Source organism: Vibrio alfacsensis, assembly GCF_019670485.1.
Lineage (GTDB): Bacteria > Pseudomonadota > Gammaproteobacteria > Enterobacterales > Vibrionaceae > Vibrio > Vibrio alfacsensis.
The window spans coordinates 733875-748383 of sequence record NZ_AP024165.1; the positions used below are offsets into that span (position 1 = coordinate 733875).

Sequence of the window (14509 nt, forward strand, 5' to 3'; positions counted from 1 at the left end):
TTCATTTTATTTATGATCTTTTCTTTCTAGGTAACCACCAAGCCAGCAATAAACTCAGGGCTGCCCAAGCATACAGTGGCCAAGTACCAACGATACGGTAAGGGGTTTGCCCATCTGTCGGTGTTAACTCTGCACGCAGTACGGCGGTTTCAAATTGAGGGATTTGCTCAATGATTTTACCTTTATGATCGGTGACAGCCGTAAGTCCATTGTTAGTTGAACGGATCAACGGTTTACCCAACTCAAGTGCACGCATACGTGCGATTTCCATATGCTGCAGTGGGCCAATAGAATGACCAAACCATGCATCGTTAGATAAGGTAAGAATAAAGTCAGTGTCTGCTGTGACATTTTGACGTACCTGATCGCTAAAGATGATCTCATAGCATAGCGCTGGGTCCATGTGCTTACCATTCGCAACAATATTTGGCTGAATGAAATCGCCACGACTGAATGATGACATAGGCAAATTAAAGAACGGAGCCAATGGTCGAAGAACCGCTTCAAATGGGACAAACTCACCAAATGGCAGTAAGTGATGCTTGTGGTAGCGCTGGCTCATATCAAAGCTGTAGTCACCATATGGCGTAACACCCAGTGACAGAATGCTGTTATAGAACTGGCCATCTTTGCCTTGATTGACGATACCTGTGATGATCGCGCTGTTATTCATCTTAGCTGCGGCATCAATATTTCTTAAGAAAGATGGCACTTCGATTTCAAATGCAGGAATAGCAGCCTCTGGCCAGACGATGATGTCGGCATCCCAGTTTTCACGCGTGAGATCTGCGTATTTCATGATGGTTGGCCAGCGTTGGCTCGGTAGCCATTTTAGGTTCTGGTCAACGTTGCCTTGGATAAGTGCAACCTTGGTGATGTCTTCTGTGCGAGGGGTAACCCAGTCGTATTGGCGGATGCCAAAACCAGCACTTAATAACACGGCAGGGATGATGATCATTAACCACTGCTTGTGAATCCATGCGTAAGCCAATGCACCAGCACTGATCATGATGAACAGGGTTAATAGCTCTACGCCACCAATAGGCGCAAAACTGGCAAATGGCGCGTCAATTTGACTGTAACCAAGCCATAACCAAGGAAAGCCAGTCATTACCCAACCACGTAGCCAGTCTGTCACTAGCCACAATGCAGGTGCGGCAAGTAACGCTTTGCTTAGGGTAAATTCAGGGAAGAATTTGTTGCTGAGCCAAGCAAATAAACCGGTGTATACCGATAGGTAAGCGATAAGTAGGCCCATGAGGAATAGGTTGGCGATCAGCGGCATTCCGCCAAAGCCAGCTATGCTGACGTAAACCCAACTTACACCTGTTGAGAATTGGCCAAGGCCCCATGCGTAACCAATCCATAACGCACGCTTAGGCGATTGGTTCGCAAGAAGAATAAGAAGGATGGCTGGGCTCAATATGGCAATAGGCCACAATTGATATGGAGCAAAAGCTAGGGTAGTTAAAGCGCCAACAAAAGCGGCCACTAAGGGCCGCTTGAGGCGATGAAAGAGTACATTCATCATTATTGTTTTTTCTGATATTCCCGAGAGGGTATCGCGTTACTCTTGAGTGGCTTCAACCAGAGTTTCTTCGTCTGGAATCGTCACTTGAAGTTGAATGACACGACGGTTATCGGCTGCGGTGACCTTGAAGTTGTAACCTTCAATTTCAACCAATTCGCCACGAGTTGGTAAGTGGCCAAAGGCCGTCATCACCATGCCGCCTACGGTATCCACTTCTTCATCACTGAAGTCGGTACCAAATGTCTCATTAAACTCTTCAATGGTTGTCAGAGCTCGGACAGCAAACGTATGTTTGCTTAGCTTGCGAATATCGGATTCTTCTTCGTCATCGAATTCATCTTCAATATCCCCGACGATTTCTTCAAGGATATCTTCAATGGTGACAAGGCCAGATACGCCTCCGAATTCGTCGACAACAATCGCCATGTGATAACGTTCTTCACGGAATTCTTTAAGCAGGCGGTCGACGCGTTTACTTTCCGGTACGACAACTGCAGGTCGAATTACTTCTTCGATATCAAATGGGTTACTGCCTGAGCCCAAGTATTTGAGTAAGTCCTTCGCTAATAGAATGCCCTCCACATGGTCTTTATCTTCGCTAATTACAGGGTAGCGAGAGTGCTGAGCATCCGTAATCAGAGCAATCAAAGTATCAAGATCGTCTGTGCGCTCAACTGTCACCATTTGCGAACGCGGGATCATAATATCACGCACACGCATTTCGGAGATTTCCATGACACCCTCAAGCATGTCGCGGGTGTCATGGTCAATTAGGTCATTGATTTCTGAGTCACGGATAACATCCACAAGCTCTTGGCGATCTTTAGGTTCGCCTTGAAATAGTTGACCTAGACGTTCAAAGAAGGACTTTCTACTCGGACCTTCTGCCTTTTCTTTCTTACCTTCTTTAGAAGAGGGAGAATTATCTTCGTTCATTGTTTCTCAATTAAGTAACGCTACCAAAAGTGTGATAGCTCACATAGAAAGACGAACACGAGGTTTTCACCTAGGTGAGCATCTTTCACAGCAGAGTAACGTAAAGTTACTCTTTTTCAGCAATGTATGGATCTTCGTATCCCATACCTTGCATGATTTCTGTTTCGAGGGACTCCATCTCTTCAGCTTCGTCATCCTCGATATGGTCATAACCTAGCAGATGCAGGCTGCCGTGTACAACCATATGAGCCCAATGTGCTAGTAGAGGCTTATTTTGCTCAATTGCCTCTTTTTCAACAACTTGACGGCAGATAATTAAATCGCCTAATAAGTCCATTTCCATGCCTGGTGGTACTTCGAATGGGAATGAAAGCACATTGGTTGGTTTATCTTTACCACGATATTCGTAGTTTAGCTCGTGACTTTCTTTTTCATCAACAATTCGAATCGTTAATTCTGCTTGTGGTTGAAAAAGTGGAATGGTTTTATCTAGCCACAATTGGAAGTCTTGCTCAGAAGGTAACCCCTCTTCATTTTCGACTGCCAGTTGCAGATCAAGTTCAACTGCCATGGTTATTCCTTAGTTGCCGTTATTTGTGCGCTCAGTTCTGCTTTAGCGGCTTCGAGCAGTTGTGCATCACGTTCTTCACGACGGCGTTTTTCGAACTCTTTACGTTCTTTCTGGTCTTGCGCTTCCCATTTCTCGTACGCGTTAACGATACGGGCAACGACTGGGTGGCGAACCACATCGTCGGCTAGGAAGAAGTTAAAGCTGATGTCATCGACTTCGCTTAGCACTTCAATCGCGTGACGAAGACCTGATTTTGCGCCTCGAGGTAAGTCAATCTGCGTCACGTCACCTGTGATAACGGCACGAGAGTTGAAGCCGATACGTGTAAGGAACATCTTCATCTGCTCAACGGTCGTGTTTTGGCTCTCGTCAAGAATGATGAATGCATCGTTCAATGTGCGACCGCGCATGTAAGCAAGAGGGGCTACCTCAATGACATTACGTTCAATCAGTTTTTCTACGCGCTCAAAGCCCAGCATTTCAAATAGGGCATCATAAAGAGGACGTAGGTATGGATCGACTTTCTGGCTCAAATCACCTGGTAAGAAGCCCAATTTCTCACCCGCTTCAACTGCTGGGCGAGTTAATAGAATGCGACGGATCTCTTGGCGCTCTAGTGCGTCGACTGCTGCCGCTACCGCGAGGTAAGTTTTACCAGTACCTGCGGGACCAATACCAAAAGTGATGTCGTGCGTCACCATGTTTACCAGGTATTGAGCCTGATTCGGAGTGCGTGGCTTGATCACACCTTTTTTGGTTTTGACGAAAACTTCTTTACCGTGCTCGATATTTGATTCGGTATTTTGTTCAAGAACGCCAGACTCTTTGATTGCCAGATGGATTTGCTCTGGTTCAATGTCAGGTGTGTTACCGCGAACAGGTGCAGTGTCTACGTAAAGGCTTTTAAGGATATCTAATGCAGCGGTGGCGGTATGAGGTTTACCGACAATAGTGAAAAGGTCGCTACGATGGTTAATTTCGACGCCTAAACGACGTTCTAAGTGCTTGATATTATCGTCGAATGGACCGCACAGGCTTGCTAAACGGCGGTTATCAGAAGGTTCTAGGTTAATTTCTAGAGTTACGATTTTATTGCTCAATGTTGCCTCTCATTTTTTGCCATTTTACGAGAGCCTGATAACGACCAGGCTCTCAATGGCTTTGATACCAATACCATCAATCATATTGGTATATTACGAGCTTATGGCGTAAAAGTCGCTACACCTAGCTCATCTTCGCGACGTGTTTTCGCCATCATTTGCATTGGTGAAATCACACTACGAAGGTCCATGTCTTTTTCTGTACGTACTAGCTCACCACGTAGTGAGTTAGCGAATACATCGGTAATTTTCACGTCAACGAACTGACCAATTAGGTCTGCGTTACCTTCAAAGTTTACTACACGGTTGTTTTCTGTACGAGCACGTAGCTCCATTAGATTCTTCTTAGAAGGACCCTCAACCAGAACGCGTTGCTCAGTACCTAGCATTAGGCGAGAGTAGCGCATTGCTTGTGTATTGATGGTTTGTTGTAGCTCGTATAAACGTTCTTTTTTCACATCTTCAGCAAGGTCACAAGGGTAATCTGCCGCTGGTGTACCTGGACGAGGAGAGAAAATAAAGCTAAAGCTCATATCAAAGTCTACATCTTTGATTAGCTTCATTGTGTCTTGGAAATCTTTGTCTGTCTCACCAGGGAAACCAACGATAAAGTCAGAACTGATTTGAATATCAGGACGAGCTTTACGTAGTTTACGGATGATCGACTTGTACTCAATCGCAGTGTGAGGGCGCTTCATCATAGTAAGAACGCGATCACTACCACTTTGCACAGGAAGGTGCAGGAAGCTCACTAGCTCTGGCGTGTCTTCGTACACTGCGATGATATCATCTGTAAACTCAAGTGGATGGCTTGTTGTGAAGCGAATACGGTCAATACCATCGATAGACGCAACCAGACGAAGCAGTTCTGCAAATGAACAAATTTCACCGTCGTGCATTGGGCCACGGTATGCGTTTACGTTCTGGCCTAGTAGGTTTACTTCACGAACGCCTTGTTCTGCAAGCTGTGCGATTTCGTAAAGAACGTCATCCATTGGGCGGCTAACTTCTTCACCACGAGTGTATGGTACTACACAGTAAGTGCAGTATTTAGAACAGCCTTCCATGATAGATACGAATGCAGTTGCACCTTCAGCGCGAGGCTCTGGCAGACTATCGAACTTTTCGATCTCAGGGAATGAAATATCCATAACAGGGGCTTCATCTGACAGAGATTGTTTGATCATCTCAGGTAGACGGTGAAGCGTTTGTGGGCCAAAGATCACGTCAACGTATGGAGCACGTTCACGGATATGGTCACCCTCTTGAGTTGCTACACAACCACCTACACCGATAACAACGCCAGGTTTTTTATCTTTTAGTGTTTTCCAACGGCCTAGCTGGTGGAAAACTTTCTCTTGCGCTTTTTCACGGATCGAACAGGTGTTGAGTAGAAGTACGTCTGCTTCCTCTGGCTCTTCAGTCAGCTCATAGCCGTTTGCAGCATTAAGCAGGTCGGCCATTTTTGATGAATCGTATTCGTTCATCTGGCAGCCCCAGGTTTTAATTAGCAGTTTCTTACTCATCTCACTTTCGCTCGTTCAGTTGTACTTAAATCGGAGAGCTTTTGCTCAAATAATAGCCGCCATCTCGGCGGTAAGCGGCGTATTGTACTGCTTTAAAAAGCACCTGACTAGTGATCTAATAAATTCTCTGCAAACCCTGATGAAATCTAGGCTTTTGCCTTATACAAAGCAGGGTTTTTGGGTGAATCAGCATCGATATATGGATGAGGTTTACATTGAAAGCGGCTAACTAATTGATTCTTTGTAAGCTGGGCAATTTAGTTCACGCAGGGATAAAGAATTTTGTAAAAACTGCACTGGAACGTACAATTAAAAAACGCCAGTTAATCAATACGATGAAGAGCAAGAAAATGAACAAGTATGACATCGCCGTAATCGGTGGCGGTATGGTTGGGGCAGCCGTTGCCCTTGGGTTTGCCAAGCAAGGCAGAAGCGTTGTGGTGGTGGAAAGCATGGAGCCACAAGCATTTGATGTTTCCCAACCGTTAGATATTCGAGTGTCGGCGATCTCTCATCAATCTGTGAAGCTACTTGATTCATTGGGCGTATGGTCTGCGATAGAAAGCATGCGCGTATGTCCTTATCGTCGTTTAGAAACATGGGAACATCCAGAGTGTCGTACGCGTTTTCATTCTGATGAGCTTTCATTAGATCAGTTGGGTTACATTGTTGAAAATCGCTTAATCCAACTCGGTCTTTGGCAAGCGTTCGCACAATACGACAACTTAACGGTCATGTGTCCAGAAAGGCTACAAAATATTGAATTTAATGACGTAAACCTCGTGACACTAGAAAGCGGCCAGCAGTTCGAAACTCATTGGGTGATCGGTGCCGATGGTGCGAACTCGAAAGTTCGTCAATTCGCTGGCATTGGTGTAACTGCTTGGGATTATCGTCAACACTGTATGCTGATCAACGTGAAAACCGAACTACCGCAACAAGATATCACTTGGCAGCAATTTACCCCATCGGGTCCTCGCTCTTTCTTGCCTTTGTGCTCTGTTCATGTCGATGGAAAAGAATTAGGGCAGGGGTCGCTTGTTTGGTATGACTCTCCAAAGCGTATTAGGCAATTGTGTTCAATGACGAAATCTCAACTTAGAGAAGAGATCCTCCGTCATTTCCCTGCTGAGTTAGGCGATATTGAAGTTTTACAGTTTGGCTCATTCCCACTCACTCGTCGCCATGCCCAAAGCTATTCAAACAAGAATTGCGTGTTAGTGGGGGATTCAGCTCATACGATTAATCCACTAGCCGGACAAGGCGTCAACCTCGGCTTTAAAGATGTTGATGTATTGCTTGCGGTTACGGATCAGCAAGAGCAACTCAACGATGTGTTGTTAGCCCAGTATGAACGTGCTCGCCGTCCAGATAACTTATTAATGCAAACAGGGATGGATGTTTTTTACAAAGGCTTTAGCAATGATCTAGGACCATTGAAGTTTGTTCGTAATGCAGCTCTAAAGTTGGCTGAAAACTCTGGGCCGATCAAAGCACAGGTATTGAAGTACGCGTTGGGTATGTAAGCGTTAGATAGATAAAAAGTAACAGATAGAAAAAAAGCGAGCCATGAGCTCGCTTTTTTAATTCGAGAGTTCAAAGAACTCCCGAGTCCAGAATCGGAAAAAATAAAAAACCCAGCAAATTAATGCTGGGTTTTTTAATCATGGTGCGGTCGGAGAGACTTGAACTCTCACACCTTGCGGCGCCAGAACCTAAATCTGGTGCGTCTACCAATTCCGCCACGACCGCATCGTGTTTTTTAGTTACTAAGGCAATTGGTATAACCTTAACAACGTTTTGTAATGGCAGGGCTACCTGGATTCGAACCAGGGAATGGCGGCATCAAAAGCCGCTGCCTTACCGCTTGGCGATAGCCCTACAGGTCTTAGTCTTTCAGCTAAGTGCTCTCCAATTAAGGAAAGTAATGGTGCGGTCGGAGAGACTTGAACTCTCACACCTTACGGCGCCAGAACCTAAATCTGGTGCGTCTACCAATTCCGCCACGACCGCGCTTTGAATTTACGGAATCAATAGTTAATAGTATAAACTATTTCTTCAAATAAATGGTGGCTACGACGGGATTCGAACCTGTGACCCCATCATTATGAGTGATGTGCTCTAACCAGCTGAGCTACGTAGCCAAATTTGTACTGTTCATTAAGATGGTGCGGTCGGAGAGACTTGAACTCTCACACCTTGCGGCGCCAGAACCTAAATCTGGTGCGTCTACCAATTCCGCCACGACCGCATCTTAATGTTTATTGTTGAGAGAATTGGTAAAACCTCAACAACGTCCTTTTTCAAGGAGAATAATGGCAGGTCTACCTGGATTCGAACCAGGGAATGGCGGCATCAAAAGCCGCTGCCTTACCGCTTGGCGATAGACCTACAGCGCTCTAACAAAAGAGACTTTAATAATGGTGCGGTCGGAGAGACTTGAACTCTCACACCTTACGGCGCCAGAACCTAAATCTGGTGCGTCTACCAATTCCGCCACGACCGCATAATTACTGAGTAGACTCAATAATCAAAATAGTGGCAGGTCTACCTGGATTCGAACCAGGGAATGGCGGCATCAAAAGCCGCTGCCTTACCGCTTGGCGATAGACCTACAGGCGATAGTCAAAAGACATATCAATTTCAGAAAAGTATGGTGCGGTCGGAGAGACTTGAACTCTCACACCTTGCGGCGCCAGAACCTAAATCTGGTGCGTCTACCAATTCCGCCACGACCGCGACTTTTCTTTCAATGTTTAGATCAATTGGTGAGATCTAAATATTGTTGTAAATGGTGGCTACGACGGGATTCGAACCTGTGACCCCATCATTATGAGTGATGTGCTCTAACCAGCTGAGCTACGTAGCCAAATTTGTACTGTTCATTAAGATGGTGCGGTCGGAGAGACTTGAACTCTCACACCTTGCGGCGCCAGAACCTAAATCTGGTGCGTCTACCAATTCCGCCACGACCGCATCTTAATGTTTATTGTTGAGAGAATTGGTAAAACCTCAACAACGTCCTTTTTCAAGGAGAATAATGGCAGGTCTACCTGGATTCGAACCAGGGAATGGCGGCATCAAAAGCCGCTGCCTTACCGCTTGGCGATAGACCTACAGCGCTCTAACAAAAGAGACTTTAATAATGGTGCGGTCGGAGAGACTTGAACTCTCACACCTTACGGCGCCAGAACCTAAATCTGGTGCGTCTACCAATTCCGCCACGACCGCATAATTACTGAGTAGACTCAATAATCAAAATAGTGGCAGGTCTACCTGGATTCGAACCAGGGAATGGCGGCATCAAAAGCCGCTGCCTTACCGCTTGGCGATAGACCTGCAGGCAATAAATATATGGTGCGGTCGGAGAGACTTGAACTCTCACACCTTGCGGCGCCAGAACCTAAATCTGGTGCGTCTACCAATTCCGCCACGACCGCATATATTTATTTAAATTGTTTCAAGATGGTGCGGTCGGAGAGACTTGAACTCTCACACCTTACGGCGCCAGAACCTAAATCTGGTGCGTCTACCAATTCCGCCACGACCGCATCTTGAATTTTATAATCATTAGTTAATTGGTAAAAACTAACAATTTTGTATTCTTATAAAAAGAATGGTGGCTACGACGGGATTCGAACCTGTGACCCCATCATTATGAGTGATGTGCTCTAACCAGCTGAGCTACGTAGCCATCTTTTTGAGCGAGACAATATAAACCTTCGCGCTCTAAGTGACAACCCTTTATTTAAGGAATCTCACTTTGAAATAGTGGCAGGTCTACCTGGATTCGAACCAGGGAATGGCGGCATCAAAAGCCGCTGCCTTACCGCTTGGCGATAGACCTGCAGATAGTAGTATTGCTACTACTTAAAACATGGTGCGGTCGGAGAGACTTGAACTCTCACACCTTGCGGCGCCAGAACCTAAATCTGGTGCGTCTACCAATTCCGCCACGACCGCATCTATTCCTAACCATTCTTATAGAAAGAATCTTTAGGAATGGTGGCTACGACGGGATTCGAACCTGTGACCCCATCATTATGAGTGATGTGCTCTAACCAGCTGAGCTACGTAGCCATAACCATGTTTTTCGTTCTCGTCGCCTTGTTGCCTTGTCGTCGGGAACGGCGCGCATTATGCGAATTTGAGTGAGAACCGTCAACAGTTTTTTTTAATAAATCTCTTAAAATTCATCGTTCGCTTCCTTTTTAAACAAAGAGGCGCGTTTATGATCTAAAACTGGAAATAAAATGGCTTGTAGCCGGAGACTTAATATATCGTCATTTCATGAGACAATAAAAAAGCCAGCACGGAGGCTGACTTTTTGGATTAATAAAGCGGTTGAATTATATCCACTTAATTATACGTTGAAGCGGAAGTGAACAACATCACCATCTTTAACGATGTATTCTTTACCTTCTAGACGCCATTTACCTGCGTCTTTCGCACCACTTTCACCGTTGTATTGGATGAAATCGTCGTAACCAACAACTTCTGCACGGATAAAGCCTTTTTCGAAGTCAGTATGGATCTTACCTGCTGCTTTTGGTGCTGTTGCACCTACAGGAATCGTCCAAGCGCGAACTTCTTTAACACCAGCTGTAAAGTAAGTGTGTAGGCATAGTAGTTCATAACCTGCACGGATAACGCGGTTCAGACCTGGCTCTTCAATGCCTAGATCGGCTAGGAACTCTTCACGCTCGTCGTCTTCAAGTTCAGCCATTTCTGACTCAATTGCAGCACAAACAGGAACAACAACGTTGTTTTCTTTTTCTGCGAACTCACGAACAGCGTCAAGGTATGGATTGTTTTCAAAGCCATCTTCGTTCACGTTAGCGATGTACATGGTTGGCTTAAGTGTCAGGAAGTTTAGGTAGCCAACAGCTGCTAGTTCTTCTTTTGATAGCTCAACAGTACGTGCCATACCACCTTCTGTTAATACAGGCAGTAGTTTTTCTAGTGTTGCTAGCTCAAATTTTGCGTCTTTGTCGCCGCCTTTTGCTTTCTTTGCGTTACGCTGAATTGCGCGTTCACAAGAATCAAGGTCAGCCATTGCTAGTTCTAGGTTGATAACTTCAATATCTTCGATTGGAGATACTTTACCTGCAACGTGAACAATGTTGTCGTTTTCAAAACAGCGTACAACGTGACCGATCGCATCAGTTTCACGGATATTTGCTAGGAATTTGTTACCTAGACCTTCACCACGAGATGCACCAGCTACTAGACCAGCAATGTCAACGAATTCCATTGTGGTAGGTAGTACTCTTTGTGGGTTAACGATCTTCGACAGTGCATCTAGACGTAGATCTGGCACAGGTACCACGCCTGTGTTTGGTTCGATGGTACAGAACGGGAAGTTTGCTGCTTCAATGCCCGCTTTAGTTAGTGCGTTAAACAGAGTTGATTTACCAACGTTAGGTAGACCAACGATGCCACATTTAAAACCCATGATAGTAACCTTATTCAGCTTTGAACGTGTGTAGGCGATTTTGTGCTTTAGATAGGCCATCCTTAATTAGGATATCCAGACAGCGCACTGATTCATCAGCTGCGGCATCTAGTAGCTCTTGCTCTTTTGCTGGAGCTTTGCCTAGTACAAAACCTGCCACTTTATCTTTGTGTCCCGGATGGCCAATGCCGATACGAAGACGATAAAAATCTTTGTTATTGCCCAATTTGCTAATCGTATCACGTAGGCCATTGTGGCCCCCGTGACCGCCGCCTTTCTTAAACTTAGCCACACCTGGTGGTAAGTCTAGCTCGTCATGCGCGACCATGATCTCTTCAGGATTAATTTGATAAAACTTCGCTAATGCAGCGATCGCTTTGCCTGAAAGGTTCATAAAAGTCGTTGGGATCAGCAAACGGAGATCCTCGCCGTTGACCATAATGCGTCCAGTTAGGCCAAAGAATTTTGGTTCGTTCTTCAGGGTAACGTTGTGAACGCGTGCTAATTCTTCTACCACCCATGCGCCCGCGTTGTGGCGAGTTTTGGCGTATTCAGGTCCTGGATTAGCAAGACCGACGAGAAGTTTAATTTGTTGAGTCAAGGTTAGGATCTCTCTGGAATCTCAAAAAAGCGCAGTATGATAGCACAGAAAAGTCGCAGGGCGCGACCAAGTGATTTTCTGTCTGTAAATATACCAAAGCAATCTCTAGGGGGATTTTATTTTATCTCTAGAAGTTACTTGGGTATACATAGAAATAAAAAACACCCCAAAGAGGGGTGTTTTTAAAATCAGATCATCTGAAACGTTCGGATTAGTTGAACATTGCAGAGATTGACTCTTCGTTGCTGATACGACGAATCGCTTCAGCTAGCATGCGAGATAGGCTTAGTGTAGTTACTTTGCCTGTTGCAGCCATCTCTTTAGATAGAGAGATAGAGTCAGTTACGATAACTTGGTCAAGAACTGAGTTCTTGATGTTGTCCGCAGCGTTACCAGAGAATACAGCGTGAGTTGCGTAAGCGAATACACGCTTAGCACCGCGCTCTTTTAGTGCTTCAGCTGCTTTACATAGAGTGCCACCTGTATCGATCATGTCATCGACGATCACACAGTCACGACCTTCAACGTCACCGATTAGGTTCATTACTTCTGACACGTTTGCGCGTGGACGACGCTTATCAACGATAGCAATGTCGATGTCGCCTAGTGCTTTTGCTGTTGCACGAGCACGAACAACGCCACCTAGGTCAGGAGAAACCACAACAGGGTTTTCTAGACCACGAGATTGCATATCTTCTAGAAGTACAGGTGTACCAAAGATGTTATCAACTGGTACATCGAAGAAGCCTTGGATTTGCTCTGCGTGTAGGTCGATAGTAAGAACGCGGTCAACACCAACGTTAGATAGGAAATCAGCAACAACTTTTGCAGTGATTGGCACACGAGCAGAACGTACACGACGATCTTGGCGAGCGTAACCGAAGTAAGGAATTACTGCAGTGATACGGCCTGCTGAAGCACGGCGCATTGCATCAATCATAACAACCAGTTCCATTAGGTTGTCGTTAGTCGGTGCACAAGTGGATTGAATGATGAAAACATCGCTACCACGAACATTTTCATTGATTTGAACTGCTACTTCGCCATCAGAAAAGCGAGAAACAGATGCATCACCAAGAGAAATGTAAAGACGATCAGCAATACGTTGGGCTAGTTCAGGTGTTGCGTTACCAGCAAATAGCTTCATATCAGGCACGGTGGAAACCTCAGGTTTGCGTCCAGTTTTAATTAGGTCGGTTTTGGGCTGATTGGTATTCAGCCAAAGTCTCTTTTAGTGGCGAAACATTGCGCCCTTGGGCGACGAATGCCGAGACATTATCAGAGAGTTGTGCAAGGATGGTTTCTGCTTCGGATTTGCTCGAAAATTCTGCAAAAACGCAAGACCCGGTCCCCGTCAATCTTGACGGCGCGTATTGTAGCAGCCATGAAAGTTGCTTATCAACCTCTGGGTAGAGCATTCGTACAATTTTTTCGCAATCGTTTACGCTTGGAGCGTTCAAAAGCGTCTTTAAATCACGTTTTGGTGTGTTTCTAATCAAGTCTGGGTGACGAAATATGTCTGCAGTTGCAATAGAAACGTTAGGTCGCACGACTAAATACCATTTTTCTTTGGGTTCTGCGGGTGAGAGTTTCTCGCCAACGCCCTCTGCGAAAGCAGAAAAACCTCGAACAAACACTGGGACGTCTGCGCCTAATGCCAAACCAATCTCTGCAAGTTCATTATCGCTAAGGTTCAGTTGCCATAAATAATTGAGGGCAACCAACGCCGTTGCTGCATTGGAAGAACCTCCACCAATTCCGCCGCCCATCGGTAGGATCTTATGTAGATCGATATGTGCACCGTATGAGCAATTCGCGAAACGTTGAAGTGCTGTTGCTGCTTTCCAGATCAAGTTGTCTTGCAGAGGAACGCCCTCTATCTCAGGAGAAATGCTGATCTCACCAGAATCGTTAGCTTGTATTGTCAGTTCATCGCCGTGATCGAGGAATTGGAATAGAGTTTGTAATTCGTGGTAGCCGTTTTCAGTGCGGCCATTGATATAAAGAAAGAGATTCAATTTCGCAGGTGATGGCCAGCGGGTTGAAAGATCGATCATTGGGTGATGTTCCATTTTGTGATCACTAGATTAATTTTTACGTCTGAGGTGGTCAGTTTTAGCCTATTTGGCAGGGGAAGTGTTTGTTGATGCCATTCGACATCAGCATAACGTTGGTAATTGATGTTCCAATCATTCAAACCAATTTGTTTATCTAGCGCTTGTAGAGTGTTGGTTGAAGACAATTGGAACGAGTCAGCGTCTGTTGGCAGGCCGAGTAACCAATTCGGCATATGATCGACAGGAATCATTAGTCCCGTTAAACGATAAATCAGTTGGTTTGCGTCACGGGCTGTGAGCACTTGGTCGTCATAAGTTTCAACGGTTGCACCTTGCGGGGTAATCGTGAGCTTTAATGCCGTTTGGCCAAGTAGGGTGGTTAAGCGTAATTGACTTAACGTAGAAGAATGCTGCCAAAAAAAGTTTAAACTTTGTCTTTGGTCTGGCCCAATGTAGCCAAGTTTGCCGGTAGCTTGAAAGTGATTGATGGCTTCTAGGCGTTGTTCGTGCGCTTGCCACTCTACACTGGTGACGCTTTCAGGAACGGAACTACAACCCGCGAGTACAATGCTCGACAAGAGCATGATGAGAAAGGAGCGTAAGGTCATGTTTGATGGCTTATTAGTCAGTTTCATCGGTAATCGCTCACAACTATAGCATTGAAAAGCGGAGCGAAGGAAAACAAATCCGGGTTACCCTTTCAATAAATGCGTGCTTACAGTAAAATTCTGA

The 14509-nt window shown here is 45.4% G+C and carries 11 protein-coding genes and 20 tRNA genes; 1 reads left to right on the forward strand and 30 read right to left on the reverse strand.

Features of this window, described 5'->3' with window-relative positions; all coding sequences use genetic code 11:
• Window positions 1-10: 10 nt before the first annotated feature.
• From lnt to miaB, 5 genes are all read right to left on the reverse strand, one after another.
• Window positions 11-1531, reverse strand: a complete 1521-nt coding sequence (gene lnt / locus VA249_RS03370; RefSeq protein WP_221068918.1) for an apolipoprotein N-acyltransferase — start codon at window positions 1529-1531, stop codon at window positions 11-13.
• A 36-nt stretch (window positions 1532-1567) separates the two neighbouring features.
• Window positions 1568-2467 (reverse strand): CNNM family magnesium/cobalt transport protein CorC, encoded by a 900-nt coding sequence (gene corC, locus VA249_RS03375; RefSeq protein ID WP_128811433.1) that lies wholly within the window; start codon window positions 2465-2467, stop codon window positions 1568-1570.
• A 106-nt stretch (window positions 2468-2573) separates the two neighbouring features.
• Window positions 2574-3038, reverse strand: coding sequence for an rRNA maturation RNase YbeY (gene ybeY / locus VA249_RS03380; RefSeq protein ID WP_221068925.1), 465 nt, complete (start codon window positions 3036-3038; stop codon window positions 2574-2576).
• A 2-nt stretch (window positions 3039-3040) separates the two neighbouring features.
• Window positions 3041-4138, reverse strand: coding sequence for a PhoH family protein (locus tag VA249_RS03385; protein WP_128811432.1), 1098 nt, complete (start codon window positions 4136-4138; stop codon window positions 3041-3043).
• Between the two features lie 101 nt (window positions 4139-4239).
• On the reverse strand, window positions 4240-5664 hold the full coding sequence (gene miaB, locus VA249_RS03390) for a tRNA (N6-isopentenyl adenosine(37)-C2)-methylthiotransferase MiaB (protein WP_221068927.1): 1425 nt from the start codon (window positions 5662-5664) through the stop codon (window positions 4240-4242).
• A 350-nt stretch (window positions 5665-6014) separates the two neighbouring features.
• Between miaB and VA249_RS03395 the strand changes: the two genes are divergently transcribed.
• Entirely contained in the window at window positions 6015-7190 is a 1176-nt protein-coding gene (locus VA249_RS03395; protein WP_221068929.1) for a 2-octaprenyl-3-methyl-6-methoxy-1,4-benzoquinol hydroxylase, read from the forward strand.
• A 141-nt stretch (window positions 7191-7331) separates the two neighbouring features.
• Here the strand turns inward: VA249_RS03395 and VA249_RS03400 are convergent.
• From VA249_RS03400 to lolB, 25 genes are all read right to left on the reverse strand, one after another.
• Window positions 7332-7416 (reverse strand) — tRNA-Leu (locus tag VA249_RS03400).
• 54 nt (window positions 7417-7470) lie between these two features.
• A tRNA-Gln gene (locus tag VA249_RS03405) sits at window positions 7471-7545 on the reverse strand.
• 47 nt (window positions 7546-7592) lie between these two features.
• Window positions 7593-7677 (reverse strand) — tRNA-Leu (locus VA249_RS03410).
• A 54-nt stretch (window positions 7678-7731) separates the two neighbouring features.
• A tRNA-Met gene (locus VA249_RS03415) sits at window positions 7732-7808 on the reverse strand.
• Window positions 7809-7830: 22 nt separating this feature from the next.
• Window positions 7831-7915, reverse strand: a tRNA-Leu gene (locus tag VA249_RS03420).
• A 65-nt stretch (window positions 7916-7980) separates the two neighbouring features.
• A tRNA-Gln gene (locus VA249_RS03425) sits at window positions 7981-8055 on the reverse strand.
• Window positions 8056-8085: 30 nt separating this feature from the next.
• A tRNA-Leu gene (locus VA249_RS03430) sits at window positions 8086-8170 on the reverse strand.
• 33 nt (window positions 8171-8203) lie between these two features.
• Window positions 8204-8278: transfer RNA gene (locus tag VA249_RS03435), tRNA-Gln, on the reverse strand.
• 40 nt (window positions 8279-8318) lie between these two features.
• Window positions 8319-8403: transfer RNA gene (locus tag VA249_RS03440), tRNA-Leu, on the reverse strand.
• 53 nt (window positions 8404-8456) lie between these two features.
• Window positions 8457-8533 (reverse strand) — tRNA-Met (locus tag VA249_RS03445).
• Between the two features lie 22 nt (window positions 8534-8555).
• Window positions 8556-8640 (reverse strand) — tRNA-Leu (locus VA249_RS03450).
• A 65-nt stretch (window positions 8641-8705) separates the two neighbouring features.
• Window positions 8706-8780, reverse strand: a tRNA-Gln gene (locus VA249_RS03455).
• A gap of 30 nt (window positions 8781-8810) precedes the next feature.
• Window positions 8811-8895, reverse strand: a tRNA-Leu gene (locus VA249_RS03460).
• A 33-nt stretch (window positions 8896-8928) separates the two neighbouring features.
• A tRNA-Gln gene (locus tag VA249_RS03465) sits at window positions 8929-9003 on the reverse strand.
• A 16-nt stretch (window positions 9004-9019) separates the two neighbouring features.
• Window positions 9020-9104 (reverse strand) — tRNA-Leu (locus tag VA249_RS03470).
• A 26-nt stretch (window positions 9105-9130) separates the two neighbouring features.
• Window positions 9131-9215, reverse strand: a tRNA-Leu gene (locus tag VA249_RS03475).
• A gap of 66 nt (window positions 9216-9281) precedes the next feature.
• Window positions 9282-9358, reverse strand: a tRNA-Met gene (locus tag VA249_RS03480).
• Window positions 9359-9436: 78 nt separating this feature from the next.
• Window positions 9437-9511: transfer RNA gene (locus VA249_RS03485), tRNA-Gln, on the reverse strand.
• A gap of 31 nt (window positions 9512-9542) precedes the next feature.
• Window positions 9543-9627: transfer RNA gene (locus VA249_RS03490), tRNA-Leu, on the reverse strand.
• A 40-nt stretch (window positions 9628-9667) separates the two neighbouring features.
• Window positions 9668-9744 (reverse strand) — tRNA-Met (locus tag VA249_RS03495).
• 283 nt (window positions 9745-10027) lie between these two features.
• A complete protein-coding gene (gene ychF / locus VA249_RS03500) occupies window positions 10028-11119 on the reverse strand; it encodes a redox-regulated ATPase YchF (protein ID WP_128811429.1) in 1092 nt (363 codons plus the stop codon).
• 10 nt (window positions 11120-11129) lie between these two features.
• A complete protein-coding gene (gene pth / locus VA249_RS03505; protein ID WP_128811428.1) occupies window positions 11130-11720 on the reverse strand; it encodes an aminoacyl-tRNA hydrolase in 591 nt (196 codons plus the stop codon).
• A gap of 211 nt (window positions 11721-11931) precedes the next feature.
• The gene (locus VA249_RS03510) at window positions 11932-12876 is read right to left on the reverse strand and encodes a ribose-phosphate pyrophosphokinase (protein ID WP_005449254.1); all 945 of its coding nucleotides are present in this window, start codon (window positions 12874-12876) and stop codon (window positions 11932-11934) included.
• 28 nt (window positions 12877-12904) lie between these two features.
• Complete coding sequence (gene ispE, locus VA249_RS03515; protein ID WP_221069795.1) at window positions 12905-13777, reverse strand: 4-(cytidine 5'-diphospho)-2-C-methyl-D-erythritol kinase; 873 nt, start codon at window positions 13775-13777, stop codon at window positions 12905-12907.
• A complete protein-coding gene (gene lolB, locus VA249_RS03520) occupies window positions 13774-14412 on the reverse strand; it encodes a lipoprotein insertase outer membrane protein LolB (RefSeq protein WP_211919850.1) in 639 nt (212 codons plus the stop codon). The genes ispE and lolB overlap by 4 nt, the downstream gene beginning before the upstream one ends.
• Window positions 14413-14509: the final 97 nt, after the last annotated feature.

What these genes read in the sequence shown, in the direction of transcription:
- lnt (WP_221068918.1), bottom strand. Translation starts at nt 1,531, where the DNA reads ATGATGAATGTACTCTTTCATCGCCTCAAGCGGCCCTTAGTGGCCGCT.
- corC (WP_128811433.1), bottom strand. Translation starts at nt 2,467, where the DNA reads ATGAACGAAGATAATTCTCCCTCTTCTAAAGAAGGTAAGAAAGAAAAG.
- ybeY (WP_221068925.1), bottom strand. Translation starts at nt 3,038, where the DNA reads ATGGCAGTTGAACTTGATCTGCAACTGGCAGTCGAAAATGAAGAGGGG.
- miaB (WP_221068927.1), bottom strand. Translation starts at nt 5,664, where the DNA reads ATGAGTAAGAAACTGCTAATTAAAACCTGGGGCTGCCAGATGAACGAA.
- VA249_RS03395 (WP_221068929.1), top strand. Translation starts at nt 6,015, where the DNA reads ATGAACAAGTATGACATCGCCGTAATCGGTGGCGGTATGGTTGGGGCA.
- ychF (WP_128811429.1), bottom strand. Translation starts at nt 11,119, where the DNA reads ATGGGTTTTAAATGTGGCATCGTTGGTCTACCTAACGTTGGTAAATCA.
- ispE (WP_221069795.1), bottom strand. Translation starts at nt 13,777, where the DNA reads ATGATCGATCTTTCAACCCGCTGGCCATCACCTGCGAAATTGAATCTC.
- lolB (WP_211919850.1), bottom strand. Translation starts at nt 14,412, where the DNA reads ATGAAACTGACTAATAAGCCATCAAACATGACCTTACGCTCCTTTCTC.